This is a genomic window from Blastococcus mobilis (genome assembly GCF_900188025.1).
Lineage (GTDB): Bacteria > Actinomycetota > Actinomycetes > Mycobacteriales > Geodermatophilaceae > Blastococcus_B > Blastococcus_B mobilis.
Window position 1 is genome coordinate 44,883 of record NZ_FZNO01000001.1, and the last position, 16,086, is coordinate 60,968.

Genomic DNA, 16,086 nt, shown 5'->3' on the forward strand with positions numbered 1-16,086 from the left:
GCAGCGGAGCACCCCGCGGCCCCGAGCCGGTGACGCCGTGAAGCGCCAGCGGGTGGAGATCGACGGGCGCACGCTGCAGGTGTCCAACCTCGAGAAGGTGCTGTTCCCCGAGGTGGGGTTCACCAAGGCGCAGGTCATCGACTACTACGTCCGCATCGCGCCGGTGCTCCTGCCGCACGTGGCCGGCCGGCCGGTGACGTTCACGCGCTGGCCCGACGGTGTCGAGGGGCAGGCCTTCTTCGAGAAGAACAGCGCCCGGCACGCTCCCGACTGGGTCCGGCGGGTGACCATCCCCAGCCCCGGCAGCTCCCGCGGCCGGGAGACCCTCGACATGGTGATCCTGGAGTCGGTCGCCGACCTCGCGTGGGCGGCGAACCTGGCCGCGCTGGAGGTGCACGTGCCCCAGTGGCGGGTGGACGACGACGGGCAGCCGGCCCTGCCGGACCTGCTGGTGCTGGACCTGGATCCCGGTCCCGAGACCGGCATCGCGGAGTGCTGCGCCGTCGCCGAGCGGTTGGGGGTCCGGCTCGAGGCCGACGGGCTGGACCCGGTCGTGAAGACCTCGGGCTCCAAGGGGATGCAGGTCTACGCGCCGATCGAGACGCCGACCGACCGCGAGCACCCCAGCCGGTATGCCAAGGCCCTGGCACAGGAGCTCTCCGCCGAGACGCCCGATGACGTCGTCTGGCGGATGGAGAAGGTGCTGCGGCCGGGCAAGGTCCTCATCGACTGGAGCCAGAACAACCCGGCCAAGACCACCGTCGCCCCGTACTCGCTGCGGGCCCGGGCCGGCGCCACGGTGTCCACGCCCATCGGCTGGGACGAGGTCGACGCCGTCCGGGAGGGCGCCGACCCGGCCTCGCTGCGGTTCACCACCGACGATGTGCTGGCGCGGGCCGAGGAGTACGGCGACCTGTTCGACATAGCGGGTGCCACGAGCGCACCCTTGCCCGAGGTCTGACCCGAGCCACTGGCCAGCGGATCATCGCGATCTGTAACGATTCCCCGCATGGTCGCGCCCGGTCCGAACGGCCCCCGTTTCACCGATGTGGGGCGGCTGGTCGTCCGCTGCCCTGACCGGCCGGGGATCGTGCACGCGCTCAGCGGCGTGATGACGGAGTTCGGTGCGAACATCACCGACTCCCAGCAGCACTCCTCCGACCCGAGCGGCGGCATCTTCACGTTGCGTCTGGAGTTCGTCCTCGCCGGGCTGGCCGGGCGTCGGGCGGAGCTCGAGAAGCGACTGACCGTCCTGGCGGGGGAGTGGCGGATGGTCTGGCGGCTGACCGAGGCCAGCCATCGGCCGACCCTCGCCGTCTTCGTCAGCCGCACCGACCATGTGCTGCAGGAGCTGATCTACCGGGTGCGAGCGGGTGACCTGCGGGCCGACATCGCCTGCGTCGTCTCCAACCACCGTGACCTCGAGCCGGTGGCCCAGGCGGCGGGCATCCCGTTCCACCACGTGCCGGTGACCCCGGAGACGAAGGGCGAGGCGGAGGCGCGCGCCCTCGAGCTCGTGGGCGAGGTCGATCTGGTCGTGCTGGCCCGCTACATGCAGATCGTCTCGGCGGACTTCTGCAACCGCTTCCCCGAGCGGTTGATCAACATCCACCACAGCTTCCTGCCGGCCTTCGTCGGGGCGAACCCGTACCAGGCCGCGCACGACCGCGGGGTGAAGCTCATCGGAGCCACCGCCCACTACGTGACGCCCGAGCTGGACGCCGGCCCGATCATCGAGCAGGAGGTCGCCCGCGTCGACCACCGCGCCACCGTCGAGGACATGCGGCGGGTGGGCCGCTACGTGGAGCGGCAGGTGCTCGCCCAGGCGGTCACCTGGCACGTCGAGGACCGGGTGATCGTCGAGGGGCCCCGCACCATCGTCTTCGCCTGAGGATCTTCGGCCCCCTGCAGGGGTCCGCCGCGAGCTGTGAGTGGTGGGGGCAGGGGGTCCTTAAGTTGACTAGTTCAAAACAACGGGGTTGAGTGGCACCCGATGGAGACGACGTGGGGACACCAGCTCCGTGCGGTCGGGCTGCGGGTCACCCGGCCCCGGCTGTCGGTGCTCGACGTCCTCTCCACGCATCCCCACGCCGATGCCGACACCGTCGTCACCGGCGCCCGGGCCCAGCACCCCACGCTGTCTCCGCAGACGGTCTACGGGGTGCTCGAGGCACTGGTCTCCGTGGGGCTCGCCCGCCGGATCGAGCCCGCCGGCTCCCCCGCGCTCTTCGAGCTGCGGGTGGGCGACAACCACCACCACCTGGTCTGCCGTTCCTGCGGCGCGGTCGCCGATGTCGACTGCGCCGTCGGGGCGGCCCCGTGTCTGAGCCCCTCGGACACCTCCGGTTTCGTCGTCGACGAGGCCGAGGTCGTGTTCTGGGGGTTGTGCCGCGGCTGTCAGGCAGAGGCAGCACCAGAGTCAGTGCAGATCGATGAGCACGAAATCCCAGGAGGAGCATCTTCATGACCGACGTCGCATCGCAGGGCCCGGCCCCGAGCGAGGCCGACCGCGCCGTCCTGACCAACCGTCAGGGGCACCCGGTCTACGACAACCAGAACCAGCGGACGGTGGGCGCCCGTGGCCCCGCTACCCTGGAGAACTACCAGTTCCTCGAGAAGATCAGCCACTTCGACCGCGAGCGCATCCCCGAGCGCGTGGTGCATGCCCGCGGCTTCGTCGCCTACGGCGAGTTCGAGGCGACCGGGAAGTGGGGCGACGAGCCCATCGAGCGCTACACCCGCGCCAAGCTCTTCAACACCCCGGGCAAGAAGACCGACCTCGCCATCCGCTTCTCCACCGTCATCGGCGGCCGGGACTCCTCCGAGGCCGCCCGTGACCCCCGTGGATTCGCGGTGAAGTTCTACACCGAGGACGGCAACTGGGACATCGTCGGCAACAACCTCGCGGTGTTCTTCATCCGCGACGCCATCAAGTTCCCCGACGTCATCCACTCCCTCAAGCCGGACCCGATCACCTTCCGCCAGGAGCCGGCGCGGATCTTCGACTTCATGTCGCAGACCCCCGAGGCCATGCACATGCTGGTCAACCTGTTCAGTCCCCGGGGCATCCCGGCCGACTACCGGCACATGCAGGGCTTCGGCGTGAACACCTACAAGTGGGTGAACGCTCAGGGCGAGACCAAGCTGGTCAAGTACCACTGGCTCCCCAGGCAGGGCGTCAAGAGCCTCACCGCCGCGGACGCCGCCGCCATCCAGGCCAACGACCTCGGGCACGCCTCGAAGGACCTCTACGAGGCCATCGAGCGCGGCGACTACCCGCAGTGGGACCTCTACGTCCAGATGATGGACGACCACGAGCACCCCGAGCTGGACTTCGACCCGCTGGACGACACCAAGGTGTGGCCGGAGAACGAGTTCGAGCCCAAGCTCGTCGGGACGATGACGCTCAACCGCAACATCAGCGACCACCACAACGAGAACGAGCAGAGCGCGTTCGGCACCGGCGTCCTCGTCGACGGGCTGGACTTCTCCGACGACAAGATGCTCGTGGGCCGGACGTTCTCCTACTCCGACACCCAGCGCTACCGGGTGGGGCCCAACTACCTGCAGCTGCCGATCAACTCGGCGAAGAACGCGACGGTCTACACCAACCAGCGCGGCGGGCAGATGTCCTACGGCGTGGACCTGGCCCGGAACCAGAACCCGCACGTGAACTACGAGCCGTCGATCACCGGCGGTCTGCGCGAGGCGCAGTACCCGACGCACGACGAGCAGGGCCCGGAGATCGTCGGCCGGCTCACCCGCAAGCGCATCCCCCGGACCAACGACTACACGCAGGCCGGGCAGCGCTACCAGCTCATGGAGCAGTGGGAGAAGGACGACCTGGTGAAGAACCTGGTCGACAACATCGGCGAAGCGGTCCGCGAGGTCCAGGAGCGGATGGTCTGGCACTTCTTCATGTGCGACGACGAGCTCGGCCAGCGCGTCGGGGAGGGGCTCGGCATCACCGCGGACGACGTCCGCGACCTGGAGCCGCTGCAGACGCAGACGCTCAACGACGAGGAGCTGGCCCGCGCGGCCGACCTCGGCAAGAACGGTCCGCGCGACGTCACCGGGCTGACGATGACGCACTGCGTGCCCAACGAGCACGTGGTCGTCGGCTGACCGACAGCACCACAGCACGGCCGGCGGGCCGCGACCGGATCTCCGGTCGCGGCCCGCTGTCTCGTGCGGCCTTCCGCCGGCCGGAGGGCCGGGCCGGGGCACCGCGGGGCGTCGCCTACGGTCTGGACGTCGGTCAGTGCAGACCCCAGGGAGACGACGTGAGCTCCACCCCCGTGACCGGACCCTCGGCCCCGACCGCTGCACGGGCAGCCGGCTGGGTCGCGCCCCTGTGCTGGATCGCGGTCCTGCTCGACGGCTTCGACCTGGTCGTGGTCGGTACCGTCGTTCCCACCCTGCAGCAGCCGGAGGAGTGGGGGCTCAGCGGAGCCGGCACGACCTTCGTGATCACCATCGGCCTGGTCGGGATGATGATCGGGGCGCTGACGATCGGCACGCTCACCGACCTGGTCGGCCGCCGCAAGGCGCTGATCGGCGCGGTGGTCTCGTTCTCGTTCTTCACGCTGCTGTGCGCGTTCGCCCCGAACGAGACCGTGTTCGGTGTCCTTCGGTTCCTCGCCGGTGTCGGTCTCGGGGGCTGCCTGCCCACCGCGATCGCGATGGTCAACGAGTTCACCCGATCCGGGCGCAGCGGCCGGGCCACCACGACGATCATGACCGGCTACCACGTCGGGGCCGTCACGACCGCGGCCCTGGCGATCGTGGTCATCCCGGAGCTGGGCTGGCGGTGGATGTTCGTGATCGGCGCGCTCCCGGCGCTGGTGCTGGTGCCCCTGATGCTCCGTGAGCTCCCCGAGTCGGCGTCGTGGCTGGTGGCCCACGGGCGCCGCTCCGAGGCCGAGGAGGTCGCTCGCCGGTACGGGCTGGAGCTGGAGAGCCCGCAGGCCCCCGTCGCTCCGCATGCGGGGGAGGGCGCCGGCGCGACGGTGCGGACCCTGTTCTCCAGCGGCTACGTGCGCAACACCGTCGTCATCGGGGTCACGTCGTTCATGGGCCTGCTGCTGGTGTACGGGCTGAACAACTGGCTGCCCACGATCATGCGGGAGGCCGACTACGAGCTCGGCGCGGCACTGGCCTTCCTCGTCGTGCTCAACGTGGGGGCGGTCGTCGGCCTGCTCGTCGCCGGAACCGTCGCCGACCGCATCGGCGCCCGCGCGGCGGGAGTGGCCTGGTTCGCCGGCGCCGCGGTCTTCCTGGCGCTGCTGTCGATCCGGCTGCCGATCGCCGGGATCTACGTGATGGTCTTCCTGACCGGCTGCTTCGTGTTCAGCGCGCAGGTGCTGGTCTACGCCTTCGTCAGCGCCAACCACCCGCCGCAGGTGCGCGCCACGGCGCTGGGCTGGTCCGCCGGTGCCGGCCGGATCGGCGCGATCGTGGGGCCGGTCATCACGGGAGCCCTGTTCGCCGCCGGGAACGCCTTCCCCGGAGGCTTCTACCTGTTCGCCGTCGTCGGGGCGCTGGGAGCGCTCGCGCTCAGCCTGGCCCGGCGACGGGACCGGTGACGTCGCAATCGAGCGGAGCCGCTGCGCGGACCCCTCCGGGGCCCACTCGGGAGGACCTCAGTCGCGGGGGCGCTTGCGGTCCTGGTCGGCGAGGAAGCGCTCGAACTCCGCGCCGATCTCCTCGGCGCTGGGCACCTCCCCGCCGGAGAGCAGGTCGGTGCCCTCCCGCGCGGCGCTGAACGAGTCGTACTGCTGCTCGAGGGCCGCCACGACGGCGGTGTTCTCGGGGGAGCGGGCGATCTGCTCGTCGATCTCGGTCCGGTTGGCCTCGGCGGCCTCGCGGAGCGTCTCGGTCGGCAGGTGCAGCCCGGTCAATCGCTCGAGGTGCTCGAGCAGGGTCAGCGACGCAGCCGGGTAGGTCGCCTGCGCCAGGTAGTGCGGCACGTGGGCGGCCACACCGAGGGCATCCACACCGGCCTCGCCGAGACGGAGCTCCAGCAGGGCCGAGGCGCTCCCCGGGATGCGCATCTCGCCCCAGTAGACGGGATAGGGCTCGATCAGCTGCCGTCGGGTCGCGTGGGCGGTCACCGTGACCGGGCGGGTGTGCGGAACGGGCATCGGGATGGCCTGCAGCGCCACGACGGAGGTGACGCCCAGGCGGTCCACGAGCTGAGCGACAGCGGCGACGAACCGCTCCCACGCGTAGTCGGGCTCGGCCCCGTGGAGCAGCAGGAACGGCGTGCCGGCGTCGTCCTCCACGGCGTACAGCAGGATCTCGGGCGCGGCGAAGGACTCGTACCGGTCGCTGTTGAAGCTCATCCGGGGCCGGTGCGCGCGGTAGTCGACGAGGCTGTCGGCGTCGAACCGTGCGATCACCTCGTGCGGCAGGCCGGCCAGCAGGTGCGCACCGGCCAGGGCGCCGGCGTGCGCGGCGTCGAACTCCCCGGCCAGGTCGTGCACCAGAACCAGCCCAGTGCGCTCGCCCGGCGCGCCGACCGCCGCTTCCCGCGTGAGGAAGGGCTCGGCCTCCGGGAGCAGCTCGACGAGCTCCTCCGGTAGCTGCGGCACGGTCGGACCTCCTGATGTCGTACGTCGCGGCCGGGTGCAGCCGCGACCGGTGCAGCCGCGACGGAGGCCGCGGCATTCCCATCGTCCCCCCGAGAGAGGTGGGTCAGCCGACCGGGCGTTCCTCCGACGGGCCGCCGGTGGGTGGAGCGACCGGCTCCTGGATCACCGCCGCCCCGGACTCGTCGCCGATCAGCGCCGCGCGGGTGCCGTCGTCGGCGATCTCAGGGGAGCGCTCGTCGAGTTCGTCCCGGGCGTAGCGGTAGATCACGGCGATGAGGGCGGCGACCGGCACCGAGAGGAACGCGCCGATGATGCCCGCCAGACTGCTGCCGGCGGTGACGGCGAGGATGACGACGGCGGCGTGCAGGTTGAACCCGCGGCCCTGGATGACCGGCTGCAGGACGTTGCCCTCGATCTGCTGCACCACCAGCACGATGAGCAGCACGATCAGCGCGGTGGTGAGGCCGTTGCTGACCAGGGCGATGAGGACGGCGAAGGCGCCGGCGACGAACGCGCCGATGATGGGGATGAAGGCGCCGAAGAAGGTCAGGACCGCCAGCGGCAACACCAGGGGCACGTCGAGGATCCAGAGTCCCAGACCGATGAAGAACGCGTCGATGAACCCGACCAGGGCCTGCTGGCGGATGAACTCCGAGAGCGTCGTCCAGGTCTGGTAGCACAGGGCGGCGACGTGCCGGCCGGCGCGGGGCCCGGTCTGGGCGGCCAGCCAGGGCACCCAGCGCGGCCCGTCCTTCAGGAAGAAGAAGACCAGCACCAGCGCCAGGACCAGGTTGATCAGGCCGCTGCCGACGGCGGAGGCGCCGGTGAGGGCGTAGCCGGCGATGTTCTGCGCGTTGCCCTGGATGGAGTTGATCACCGAGTCGACGGCGTCGCCGATCTGGTCCTCGCCGAGGTTGAGCGGCGGGCCCTGCAGCCACTCCTGCACGTCCTGCAGGGCGGCCGTGGCGGCGTCGGCGAGTTCGGTGACCTGGTCGGCCACCTGTGGGGCGATGGCGGCGATGATGCCGACGAACGCCGCCAGGAAGCCGATCAGCACCGTCGCCGCAGCCAGCGCGGGCGGCCAGCGGTGGCTGCGCAGGAACCGGGTGAGCGGCCACAGGACGGTGGCGATGAGCAGAGCCAGCACGATCGGCAGCAGGATCGACCACAGCCTGCCGAGGACGTAGAACAGGACGACGAGGGCCGCGACGATGAGCAGGAACTGGGCCGACGCGATGGCCAGGTTGCGGGAGGCGCGCTGCAGCTTCGGCCCCCGGCCCTCGGGCGGTGCGGGCGCCCGGGTGACGGCGTCACCCACCTCGGCGGGGGTCGCCCCGGTGAACGGCGTCCTGCGCGTGCCCGGCCGGTCCGAGGTCTCGGAGCGGTCGGACGCGTGACCGGGCAGGCGCAGCCTCATGCGGTGATCACAACACATCGGGCGGCTTCCGACCGGACGGCGGGGCAGGCCCCGTCGTCGTAGCGTCGCGGGCATGCCGAGGACCGCGACCGCCGACCGAGTTGACCGCGACGCCCTGCTGGACTTCCTGCGCCCGCGGCACCAGGCGGTACTGCTCACCCACCGCCGCGAGGGCGGTGTGCAGCTCTCGCCGGTGACCTACGGCGTGGATGCCGAGTCCCGGATCGTCGTCTCGACCTATCCGCAGCGGGCGAAGGTGGCCAACGCCCGGAGGGACCCGGCGGTCTCGCTCTGCGTCCTGTCCCCGGACTGGGACGGCGCCTGGGTGCAGGTCGACGGGCGGGCGGAGGTGCTCGACCTGCCGGAGGCAGTGGAACCGCTGGTCGAGTACTACCGGTCCATCAGTGGTGAACACCCGGACTGGGACGAGTACCGCGCGGCCATGAGCCGCCAGGGGAAGTCGCTGATGCGCGTCACGATCACCGGCTGGGGTCCGATCGCGACCGGAGGATTCCCGCCCGAGGTGGCCGACAAGCTCTGAGGCTTGCCTTGACCAGAGAAAGCTGTCAGGCTTGCCTGGTGCCCTACGTGCTGACCGTGGACCAAAAGGGGAGTCGGCGGACCCTGGACCGGGTCGCCGACGCGCTCCAGGAGCTCAATGCCGACGTCCCGACCCTGCTGGCATTCGAGCGGACGGCCGGAGACGAGTTCCAAGGTGTGCTCGACGACCCCGACCGCGTGGTCGACGTCGTGCTGCGGTTGGTCCGGGCCGGCGGCTGGAGCATCGGGGTGGGGGCCGGCCCCGTGCAGACACCGTTGCCGCCGACCACGCGGGCAGGGGCCGGGCAGGCGTTCCTCAGTGCCCGCCGGGCGGTCGACGCGGCGAAACAGCGGCCGTCCCGCCTCGCGGTGCGCGGAGCGGTACCCGCCGACGCGGGTGACGCGCAGGCCGTGCTCAGTGCGCTGGCGGTCCTGGTCGACCGGCGCAGCCCGCAGGCGTGGGAGGCGATCTCCCTGGTCGGCGGCGGGCGTACCCAGGCCGAGGCCGCCACGACGCTCGGCATCTCCCGGCAGGCCGTCGGGCAGCGGCTGGCCGCCGGGCTGTGGGACCTCGAACGGGAACTGCGGCCGACGGCGGCCCGTCTGCTGAGCCGGGCCGCGGGGTGAACCGCGCATGAGCGTCGCCGTCCTCGTCCTGCTCGCCGTCATCGCCGCCGGTGGCCTCGCCCTGACCGCTCGCGGTGAGCGGGTCCGCCCGCGCTGGGGCGGAGCGGTCCTGGCCGTCCTGCTGGCGGCCGCCGCCGTCCTGGCCTGGGCCGCGGACGACCCGGCCGGGGGACTGCTCCAGGGCGTCACCGTCGCGGCCGTCCTGGCCGCGGTGCTGGGCGGCGGGCCGGTCGCCACCCTGGTCCTCCGGGCGGCCGACCCCGCCGCGGTCGGTGTCGCGGGGGGACCGCAGGATCCGTCGATCCTCCGCGGTGGCGCCTGGATCGGGGTGCTCGAGCGGGCCGCCGTCGCCGCGGCGCTGCTGGCCGGCTCGGCGGAGGGGCTCGCCGTCGTCCTCGCCGTCAAGGGCCTGGGCCGCTTCGCCGAGCTGCGGGCGCCCGCGGCCGCGGAACGCTTCATCGTCGGAACCCTGGCCAGCGGGCTCTGGGCTGCTGCCTGTGTGGGCGTGGCGGTCCTGCTGCGCGGGTGAGCTCCGTCGGCGTCCCGACGCCCGGCTCCACGGCGACGGGATCATGGGCGGCCGCGAGCATCGGCCGGACTGCGTCGTCGAGCCCGACCGGCTCATCGGGCGGGGAGCGGGCTGGGGAGCCGCACGCCAGAATGGCCCACGACCCGTCGTCGTCCCTGGAGGCCCCGTGTCCGAGTCGCCCGCAGCCGGCGCCGTCCGCAACCCCGACCTGCTCGGCATCTACTGCAACGACCACCTGGCCGCCGCCACCGGTGGGATCGAGCTGGTCAGCCGGATGCTCGGCGTGCACCGGGGAACCGCGTACGAGCCGCGGCTGGAGGAACTGCTCGACGAGCTGCGCGAGGAGCGGGCGAGACTGCGCTCCTCGATGGCCGCGCTGGGCCTGCCGGTCCGCCAGTACAAGCAGGTGGCGTCGTGGGTGGGGGAGAAGCTCTCCCGGGGCAAGCTCAACGGGCGCGTGCTGTCCCGCTCCCCGCTCAGTGACCTGGTCGAGTTCGAGTTCATCGCGACCGCGGTGCTGGCCAAGCGGGCCGGCTTCGAGACCCTGCGGGCGCTCGCCGAAGTGGACCACCGGCTCGACGCCGGCCTGCTGGAGCGGCTGATCGCGCAGGCCGACAAGCAGCACGGCTGGCTGGCCGACGCCCGCCGCGAGGTGGCCACCCGGGTGTTCGGCGGGGACCCCCAGCCCGCGGATGCTGCCGCCGACAGCTGAACGGCTCACCGGGCGGGCCCTCCGGCCCGCGGGTAGAACCGGGCGCATGTGCCACGACCACGACAGCCGCCCGCCCGCGCCACCCCGGCGCGGCGACGTCGCCGAACGAGGCGTCCTCACGCTGACCGCGGCGGACGGCACCGACTTCTCGGCCGCGTACGCCGCACCGGCGGCCTCGGCAGGGACCGGGGTCGTGCTCCTGCCCGATGTCCGAGGCCTCCTTCCCTTCTACGTGGCGCTCGCCGACCAGTTCGCGCAGGCCGGCCTGCCCACCGTGGCCATCGACTGGTTCGGTCGGACCGCCGGCGTGGCCGAGGGCGGGGTCCGGGATGCGGACTTCGCGTGGCGGTCGCACGTCGAGGCGGCCACCGCCGAGACGATGGACGCCGACATCGCCGCCGGGATCGCCTACCTGCGGGAGCGGGCCGGCGCGGACCTGCCGGTGGTCACGGTCGGCTTCTGCCTCGGCGGCAGCCTCTCCTGGCGACAGGCGGCCGGCGATCTCGATCTCGCCGGCTGCGTGGGCTTCTACGGCAAGCCGTCGGTCGTCGGGGACGCGGCGGGCCGGGCGCACCTGCCCACCGTGATGCTGATCGCCGGCGCCGACGCCGCGACGCCGGTGGCTGATCAGCTGGCGTTGGCCGACACCATGCGCGCGGCCGGCGCCGAGGTCGACGCCGTCGTCTACGAGGGCGCGCCGCACTCCTTCCTCGACCGGGCGCACGGTGAGTGGGCCGACGCCTGCCACGACGCGTGGGAGCACATCCTGGCGCTCACCGACCGGGTGGCGCTCCGCTGAGCGAGCCGGCCCGGAGTTCCCGGACCGGTTCGGCGACACTGTCGGCGTGGAGCTGCCCGTGACCCTGACCGTGGACGGCACACCCATCGAGCTCCGGCGGGCGACCGCCGCCGATCTCCCCGCGCTCGTCGGGCTGCTGGCCGACGACCCCCTCGGGGCGACCCGGGAGTCGGCCGACGGCGACCTGTCGCCCTATCGCCGGGCATTCGCCCTCCTCGACGCCGATCCCGCCCACCTGTTGGTCACCGCGGTGGACGGCGACGCCCTCGTCGGGACGCTGCAGTTGACGTTCCTCCCGGGTCTGGCCCGCCGCGGTGCCCTGCGCGGGCAGATCGAGGCGGTACGGGTGGCGGCGGGCGCCCGCGGCCACGGGCTGGGCGCGGCGATGATCGGATGGGCGGTGGAGGAGGCCCGGCGCCGGGGATGCGGCCTCGTGCAGCTGACCACCGACAAGAGCCGTGCCGATGCGCACCGCTTCTACGAAGAACTGGGCTTCGTCGCCTCGCACGAGGGCATGAAGCTCCAGCTCGCCGGGTCCTCCTAGGCTGAGCGCGTGACAGGCGAGCCGATCGATCCGGGCGTCATCGAACTGGCCGGGCGGGTCTTCGACCTCGCCCGTGGTGGCCGCACGGAGGAGCTGGCCGCGTACCTGGACGCCGGCGTCCCGGTGAACCTCACCAACGACAAGGGCGACACGCTGCTGATCCTGGCCGCCTACCACGGGCACCCCGAGACGGTCGCGGCTCTGCTCGACCGGGGCGCGGACCACTCGCGGGCCAACGACCGCGGCCAGACCGCGCTCGCCGCCGCCGTCTTCCGGCAGTCGAGCGAGACCGTGTCCCGGTTGCTCGAGGCCGGTGCCGACCCGGACGCCGGCGCCCCCAGCGCGCGGGCCACCGCGGTGTTCTTCGAGCTGCCGGCGATGGCGGAGCTGCTCGAGGCTCGCTAGCGCCCCGGGAAGCACCCGGTAGGCGCGCCGGCCCGTATGCGGGCACGGTGTAGGACAGGACGCACGACCGGGGGGAGGGGTGGACATGGCGGTGCGACCCGACGTGCCGGGGACCGGCCACACCGGCCCCCGGGCGCTGTCGCGCCCCGAGCCCGGGGAGCCCGTCGACTCGGCAGCCGTGGACGGGGTGCCCGTGGAGGCGGCGCCCGAGCCCGGGGAGCCCGTCGACTCGGCGCCCGTGGACGGGGTGCCCGTGGAGGCGACGCCCGTGGACGGGGTGCCCGTCGACTCGGCGCCCGTGGACGGGGTGCCGGTGGAGTCGGCGCCCGAGGACCTGGTGCCGGCCGAGGACGACGGGGTGGCGACCGACGACCTGGCGCCGGGCGGTGGGGAAGCGGTTGCCGCCGGGAACGCCGGTGGTTCGACCGCCGCGGAGCCACTGGCCCCGCCGCCCGGGATCCCGCGCTGGCTGCTCCTGCTGGCCGGTCTCGCGGCGGCGACCATCGCGGTGGCGGGTCTGCGCGCGGTCGCCTGGCTGGTCGCCCCCGTGTTCCTCGCCCTGGTCGTGGTCGTGGCGCTCGCGCCGGTGCAGGGCTGGCTCCGCCGCGTCGGCGTGCCCCGCTGGCTGGCGACCTCGGTGCTCCTGCTGCTGGTCTGGGCGGTGCTCCTGGCTTTCGTGGCGCTGCTGGTGGTGTCCGCCGCCCAGTTCGCCGCGCTGCTCCCGGACTACGCCGGACGCGCGCAGATCCTCATCAACGACGTCGTCGACGAGCTCAACGACGCCGGCCTGGTGTCCGGCCGGCTGTCCGATCTCGTCCGCCAGATCGACTACGGCCAGCTCGTCGGTCTGGCGACCGACGTCCTCGCCCGGCTGACCAGCGCGGCGAGCACGCTGGTCCTGCTGCTCTCGGCGCTGGTCTTCATGGCGATCGAGTCCAGCGGCTTCCCCCGCCGGATGGCCCTCGTCGGTGCGGACCGTCCCCACCTACCGGTGGCGATGACGCTGTTCACCCAGGGCACGCGCAGCTACCTGCTGGTCAGCACGGTGTTCGGTGCCGTCGTGGCCGTCGGCGACTGGATCGCGTTGGCGATCATCGGCGTGCCGGCGGCGGGCCTGTGGGGGCTGCTGGCCTTCGTCACCAACTACGTGCCGAACATCGGCTTCGTCCTGGGCGTCGTGCCGCCGGCCATCCTCGGCCTGCTGGCCGGCGGCTGGGGGGAGCTGGTCGCGATCGTGATCGTCTACGCGCTGCTGAACTTCGTCGTCCAGACCCTGATCCAGCCGCGGTTCGTGGGTGACTCGGTGGGGTTGTCGATGACGGTCACCTTCGTCGCCCTGCTGTTCTGGGGTTGGGTGCTGGGCGCGCTCGGTGCGCTGCTGGCGATCCCGCTGACGCTGCTGGTCAAGGCCCTGCTGGTGGACGTCGACCCGCGCGGGCACTGGCTCGACGCGCTGATGCGCGAGGAGCCGCGGGCGCCCCGGACCATGCGCGCCAAGCGCCGGATGCACGCCCGCCGAGCGGCGTTGGCATCGGTCCGCCGGCTCCATCACCCCCGTCGCGCCGCGCAGACGTCCGAGGCCGAACAGCACTGATCCCGCGCCGTCAGAACCTGCATCTGCCCAGCTCAGCACGCGTGTCGCCGGAATGTCACCCCCGTCTGGGAGGTTGTACCCACGAAGCCGACGGCGTCGTCCGACGCCCGGCGGAGGGGACAGGACATGAAGGGCGATCGGGTCGAGGTCGTGATCGACGCCGGCGGCAGCACGCGCACCTATGACATCGAGGCGACGCGCGCCGGGCGGCGGGTCGAGGTCAGCCACGGGCGTGGCGTGGTGGAGGTGACCGAGACGACCCGCGGGGGCACGGCCGTGCGCACGGCGCGGTTCATGGCCGGCCGGGTGCTGGCACTCGTGGAGCACCCCGCCCCGCGGGCGGCGCTGGAGGACGACGCCGCGGTGACGCCGCTGCGGCACTCGGCCTGACCACCGCGGACCGCCCGCGCGGGGAGCTGGTGGTGATGGTCGGCCTCCAGGGGAGCGGGAAGTCCACCTGGGTGGCCCGGCACCTGGCCCGGACCCACACGGTCGTGAGCAAGGACCACTGGCCGAACGCCCGCCGCCGCGAGAGCCGTCAGCGGCGCGTCGTCGCAGAACTCCTCGCGGCCGGCGCCCGCGTGGTGGTGGACAACACCAATCCGGCGCCGGCGGACCGGGCGCCGCTGATCGCCGCCGCCCGGGACGCCGGTGTGCCGGTGCGCGCGGTCTGGATGGACACCCCGGCCGAGCTGTGTCTGGCACGCAACGAGGTGCGGGAGGGGCGGGCGCGCGTCCCGCTCCAGGGGGTGTTCGCGACCCGGGCGCGCTTCCTGCCGCCCACGACCGCCGAGGGATTCGACCGGATCGACGTCGTCCGCGGAGGCGCTCCGGACGGCGCGTGAAAGGCCCGGTCCGTGCGCGCCGGGGGTCGGTGCGGTAGACCTGGCAGGCCCTTTGTCACCTCACCGTCCGGAGGTCCTCCCCGTGCTGGAGAGCATCGGCTTCGCCGCCGCCTACACCGGGGTGGGCATCGCACTGCTGGTCGTGGGCTTCTACGCCCTCGATCTGCTCACCCCGGGGAACCTGGGCCGGCACATCTCCGAGCACCGCTCGCTCAATGCCGCCGTCGCCCTCGCCGGGGGTTTCCTCGGGCAGGGCGCGATCATCTTCGCCAGCATCTGGACCAACGCCACCAGCGGGTTCGGCCGGGCGCTCCTCTACACCGTCGTCTTCGGCCTCCTCGGGGTCGTGCTCCAGGCCGTGGCGTTCGTCGCGCTGGACGTGCTCCTCCCCGGACATCTGGGGCAGCACCTGATGGAGCCCGAGTTCCACCCGGCCAGCCTGGTCAGCGCCGCCGTCCAGCTGGCGGTCGCCGTGATCATCGTCGCCTCGATCTGGCCCTGACACGCGACGGGACCGCACCGTGTGATGGTCGCCGCACGCCCGGACGTAACGTGTCCGACGCAGCTCCCGGTCCGTCGCCGGGATCAACCCCCGCCGCAACGGCAGCCGCAACCGATTCGAAGGGAACGTTCATGAGCGAGGCAAGCGCAGGTACCCGGGTGGCCATCGTGACCGGGGCGGCCCGCGGCATCGGTGCGGCCACGGCGCTCCGGCTGGCGCAGGACGGGTTCGCCGTCGCCGTCCTCGACCTCGAGGAGGCCGCCGCGAAGAGCACCGTCGAGGCGATCGAGGCCGCCGGTGGCCGCGCCCTGGCCGTCGGCGCCGACGTCAGTGACGCCGACCAGGTCCAGGCCGCCGTCGACCGGGTCGCCGCCGAGCTGGGTGCCCCCACCGTGCTGGTGAACAACGCCGGTGTCACCCGCGACAACATGCTGTTCAAGATGACCGAGACCGACTGGGACGTCGTCATGAACGTGCACCTGCGGGGCGCGTTCCTCATGACCCGCGCGGCGCAGAAGTACATGATCGACGCCAAGTGGGGCCGGATCGTGAACCTCTCCAGCGTCTCCGCGCTGGGCAACCGCGGCCAGGCCAACTACGCCGCCGCCAAGGCCGGCCTGCAGGGCTTCACCAAGACCCTCGCCATCGAGCTGGGCAAGTTCGGCGTCACCGCCAATGCCGTCGCCCCCGGGTTCATCCAGACCGAGATGACCAAGGCGACCGCCGAGCGCATGGGCATCCCGTTCGAGGACTTCATCAAGGGCGCCGCCTCGCAGATCCCCGTGGCCCGCGTCGGCCAGCCCGAGGACATCGCGCACCTGGTCTCCTTCTTCGTCAGCGAGGGTGCCGGCTTCGTGTCCGGCCAGGTCGTCTACGCCGCAGGTGGCCCGAAGGCCTGACAGAGGACCCCTCTGCCCCCCGCCGCTCGCAGGCTCGCGGCGGGACACTGCACAGGGGCCACACCGCGGGGCCCGGGCAG

Annotated in this window: 19 protein-coding genes; 17 read left to right on the forward strand and 2 right to left on the reverse strand. The window is 72.6% G+C overall.

What is annotated here, in order from left to right:
* The first annotated feature begins 37 nt into the window (after window positions 1-37).
* The 5 genes from ligD to CHB94_RS00245 all read left to right on the forward strand — a co-directional run bounded on the left by ligD (window position 38) and on the right by CHB94_RS00245 (window position 5,585).
* Window positions 38-961 (forward strand): non-homologous end-joining DNA ligase, encoded by a 924-nt coding sequence (gene ligD / locus CHB94_RS00225; RefSeq protein WP_089334582.1) that lies wholly within the window; start codon window positions 38-40, stop codon window positions 959-961.
* Between the two features lie 48 nt (window positions 962-1,009).
* Window positions 1,010-1,891, forward strand: coding sequence for a formyltetrahydrofolate deformylase (gene purU, locus CHB94_RS00230; RefSeq protein ID WP_089334583.1), 882 nt, complete (start codon window positions 1,010-1,012; stop codon window positions 1,889-1,891).
* A 102-nt stretch (window positions 1,892-1,993) separates the two neighbouring features.
* Window positions 1,994-2,467: a Fur family transcriptional regulator gene (locus CHB94_RS00235; protein WP_089334584.1), complete on the forward strand. Its 474-nt coding sequence runs from the start codon at window positions 1,994-1,996 to the stop codon at window positions 2,465-2,467.
* Window positions 2,464-4,125, forward strand: a complete 1,662-nt coding sequence (locus CHB94_RS00240; protein ID WP_089334585.1) for a catalase — start codon at window positions 2,464-2,466, stop codon at window positions 4,123-4,125. Before CHB94_RS00235 ends, CHB94_RS00240 begins: the two co-directional genes overlap by 4 nt.
* 158 nt (window positions 4,126-4,283) lie before the next feature.
* Entirely contained in the window at window positions 4,284-5,585 is a 1,302-nt protein-coding gene (locus CHB94_RS00245) for an MFS transporter (protein WP_089334586.1), read from the forward strand.
* A gap of 57 nt (window positions 5,586-5,642) precedes the next feature.
* On the opposite strand, the gene CHB94_RS00250 is transcribed toward CHB94_RS00245, so the two are convergent.
* Together CHB94_RS00250 and CHB94_RS00255 are read right to left on the reverse strand one after the other, a co-directional pair.
* Entirely contained in the window at window positions 5,643-6,593 is a 951-nt protein-coding gene (locus tag CHB94_RS00250) for a proteasome assembly chaperone family protein (protein ID WP_089334587.1), read from the reverse strand.
* 103 nt (window positions 6,594-6,696) lie between these two features.
* Window positions 6,697-8,010, reverse strand: coding sequence for an AI-2E family transporter (locus tag CHB94_RS00255; RefSeq protein WP_089334588.1), 1,314 nt, complete (start codon window positions 8,008-8,010; stop codon window positions 6,697-6,699).
* 73 nt (window positions 8,011-8,083) lie between these two features.
* On the opposite strand from CHB94_RS00255, the gene CHB94_RS00260 reads away from it, so the two are divergent.
* The 12 genes from CHB94_RS00260 (at window position 8,084) to fabG (ending at window position 16,006) form a co-directional block, all read left to right on the forward strand.
* Entirely contained in the window at window positions 8,084-8,551 is a 468-nt protein-coding gene (locus tag CHB94_RS00260) for a PPOX class F420-dependent oxidoreductase (protein WP_089334589.1), read from the forward strand.
* Between the two features lie 38 nt (window positions 8,552-8,589).
* Entirely contained in the window at window positions 8,590-9,177 is a 588-nt protein-coding gene (locus CHB94_RS00265; RefSeq protein ID WP_089334590.1) for an RNA polymerase sigma factor, read from the forward strand.
* Between the two features lie 7 nt (window positions 9,178-9,184).
* Window positions 9,185-9,706: a hypothetical protein gene (locus CHB94_RS00270; protein WP_089334591.1), complete on the forward strand. Its 522-nt coding sequence runs from the start codon at window positions 9,185-9,187 to the stop codon at window positions 9,704-9,706.
* 166 nt (window positions 9,707-9,872) lie between these two features.
* Window positions 9,873-10,418: a hypothetical protein gene (locus CHB94_RS00275; RefSeq protein WP_089334592.1), complete on the forward strand. Its 546-nt coding sequence runs from the start codon at window positions 9,873-9,875 to the stop codon at window positions 10,416-10,418.
* 46 nt (window positions 10,419-10,464) lie between these two features.
* The gene (locus CHB94_RS00280; RefSeq protein WP_089334593.1) at window positions 10,465-11,217 is read left to right on the forward strand and encodes a dienelactone hydrolase family protein; all 753 of its coding nucleotides are present in this window, start codon (window positions 10,465-10,467) and stop codon (window positions 11,215-11,217) included.
* Between the two features lie 46 nt (window positions 11,218-11,263).
* Window positions 11,264-11,761: a GNAT family N-acetyltransferase gene (locus CHB94_RS00285; RefSeq protein WP_254920299.1), complete on the forward strand. Its 498-nt coding sequence runs from the start codon at window positions 11,264-11,266 to the stop codon at window positions 11,759-11,761.
* Window positions 11,762-11,770: 9 nt separating this feature from the next.
* Window positions 11,771-12,166 carry an ankyrin repeat domain-containing protein gene (locus CHB94_RS00290; RefSeq protein ID WP_089334594.1) on the forward strand — a complete coding sequence of 132 codons (396 nt, stop codon included), beginning with the start codon at window positions 11,771-11,773 and terminating at the stop codon, window positions 12,164-12,166.
* 85 nt (window positions 12,167-12,251) lie between these two features.
* A complete protein-coding gene (locus tag CHB94_RS00295) occupies window positions 12,252-13,760 on the forward strand; it encodes an AI-2E family transporter (protein ID WP_254920300.1) in 1,509 nt (502 codons plus the stop codon).
* A gap of 126 nt (window positions 13,761-13,886) precedes the next feature.
* Entirely contained in the window at window positions 13,887-14,150 is a 264-nt protein-coding gene (locus tag CHB94_RS00300) for a DUF8836 family protein (protein ID WP_089334595.1), read from the forward strand.
* Window positions 14,151-14,185: 35 nt separating this feature from the next.
* A complete protein-coding gene (locus tag CHB94_RS00305) occupies window positions 14,186-14,605 on the forward strand; it encodes an ATP-binding protein (RefSeq protein WP_089334851.1) in 420 nt (139 codons plus the stop codon).
* A gap of 82 nt (window positions 14,606-14,687) precedes the next feature.
* Window positions 14,688-15,107 carry a DUF350 domain-containing protein gene (locus CHB94_RS00310; protein ID WP_089334596.1) on the forward strand — a complete coding sequence of 140 codons (420 nt, stop codon included), beginning with the start codon at window positions 14,688-14,690 and terminating at the stop codon, window positions 15,105-15,107.
* 131 nt (window positions 15,108-15,238) lie between these two features.
* A complete protein-coding gene (gene fabG / locus CHB94_RS00315) occupies window positions 15,239-16,006 on the forward strand; it encodes a 3-oxoacyl-ACP reductase FabG (protein ID WP_089334597.1) in 768 nt (255 codons plus the stop codon).
* The last annotated feature ends 80 nt before the right edge of the window (window positions 16,007-16,086 follow it).

Coding starts and splice junctions, on each gene's coding strand:
- CHB94_RS00260 (WP_089334589.1), top strand. CDS start 8,084: ATGCCGAGGACCGCGACCGCCGACCGAGTTGACCGCGACGCCCTGCTG.
- CHB94_RS00270 (WP_089334591.1), top strand. CDS start 9,185: ATGAGCGTCGCCGTCCTCGTCCTGCTCGCCGTCATCGCCGCCGGTGGC.
- CHB94_RS00300 (WP_089334595.1), top strand. CDS start 13,887: ATGAAGGGCGATCGGGTCGAGGTCGTGATCGACGCCGGCGGCAGCACG.
- CHB94_RS00305 (WP_089334851.1), top strand. CDS start 14,186: ATGGTCGGCCTCCAGGGGAGCGGGAAGTCCACCTGGGTGGCCCGGCAC.
- CHB94_RS00295 (WP_254920300.1), top strand. CDS start 12,252: ATGGCGGTGCGACCCGACGTGCCGGGGACCGGCCACACCGGCCCCCGG.
- fabG (WP_089334597.1), top strand. CDS start 15,239: ATGAGCGAGGCAAGCGCAGGTACCCGGGTGGCCATCGTGACCGGGGCG.
- CHB94_RS00255 (WP_089334588.1), bottom strand. CDS start 8,010: ATGAGGCTGCGCCTGCCCGGTCACGCGTCCGACCGCTCCGAGACCTCG.
- purU (WP_089334583.1), top strand. CDS start 1,010: ATGGTCGCGCCCGGTCCGAACGGCCCCCGTTTCACCGATGTGGGGCGG.
- CHB94_RS00240 (WP_089334585.1), top strand. CDS start 2,464: ATGACCGACGTCGCATCGCAGGGCCCGGCCCCGAGCGAGGCCGACCGC.
- CHB94_RS00235 (WP_089334584.1), top strand. CDS start 1,994: ATGGAGACGACGTGGGGACACCAGCTCCGTGCGGTCGGGCTGCGGGTC.
- CHB94_RS00280 (WP_089334593.1), top strand. CDS start 10,465: ATGTGCCACGACCACGACAGCCGCCCGCCCGCGCCACCCCGGCGCGGC.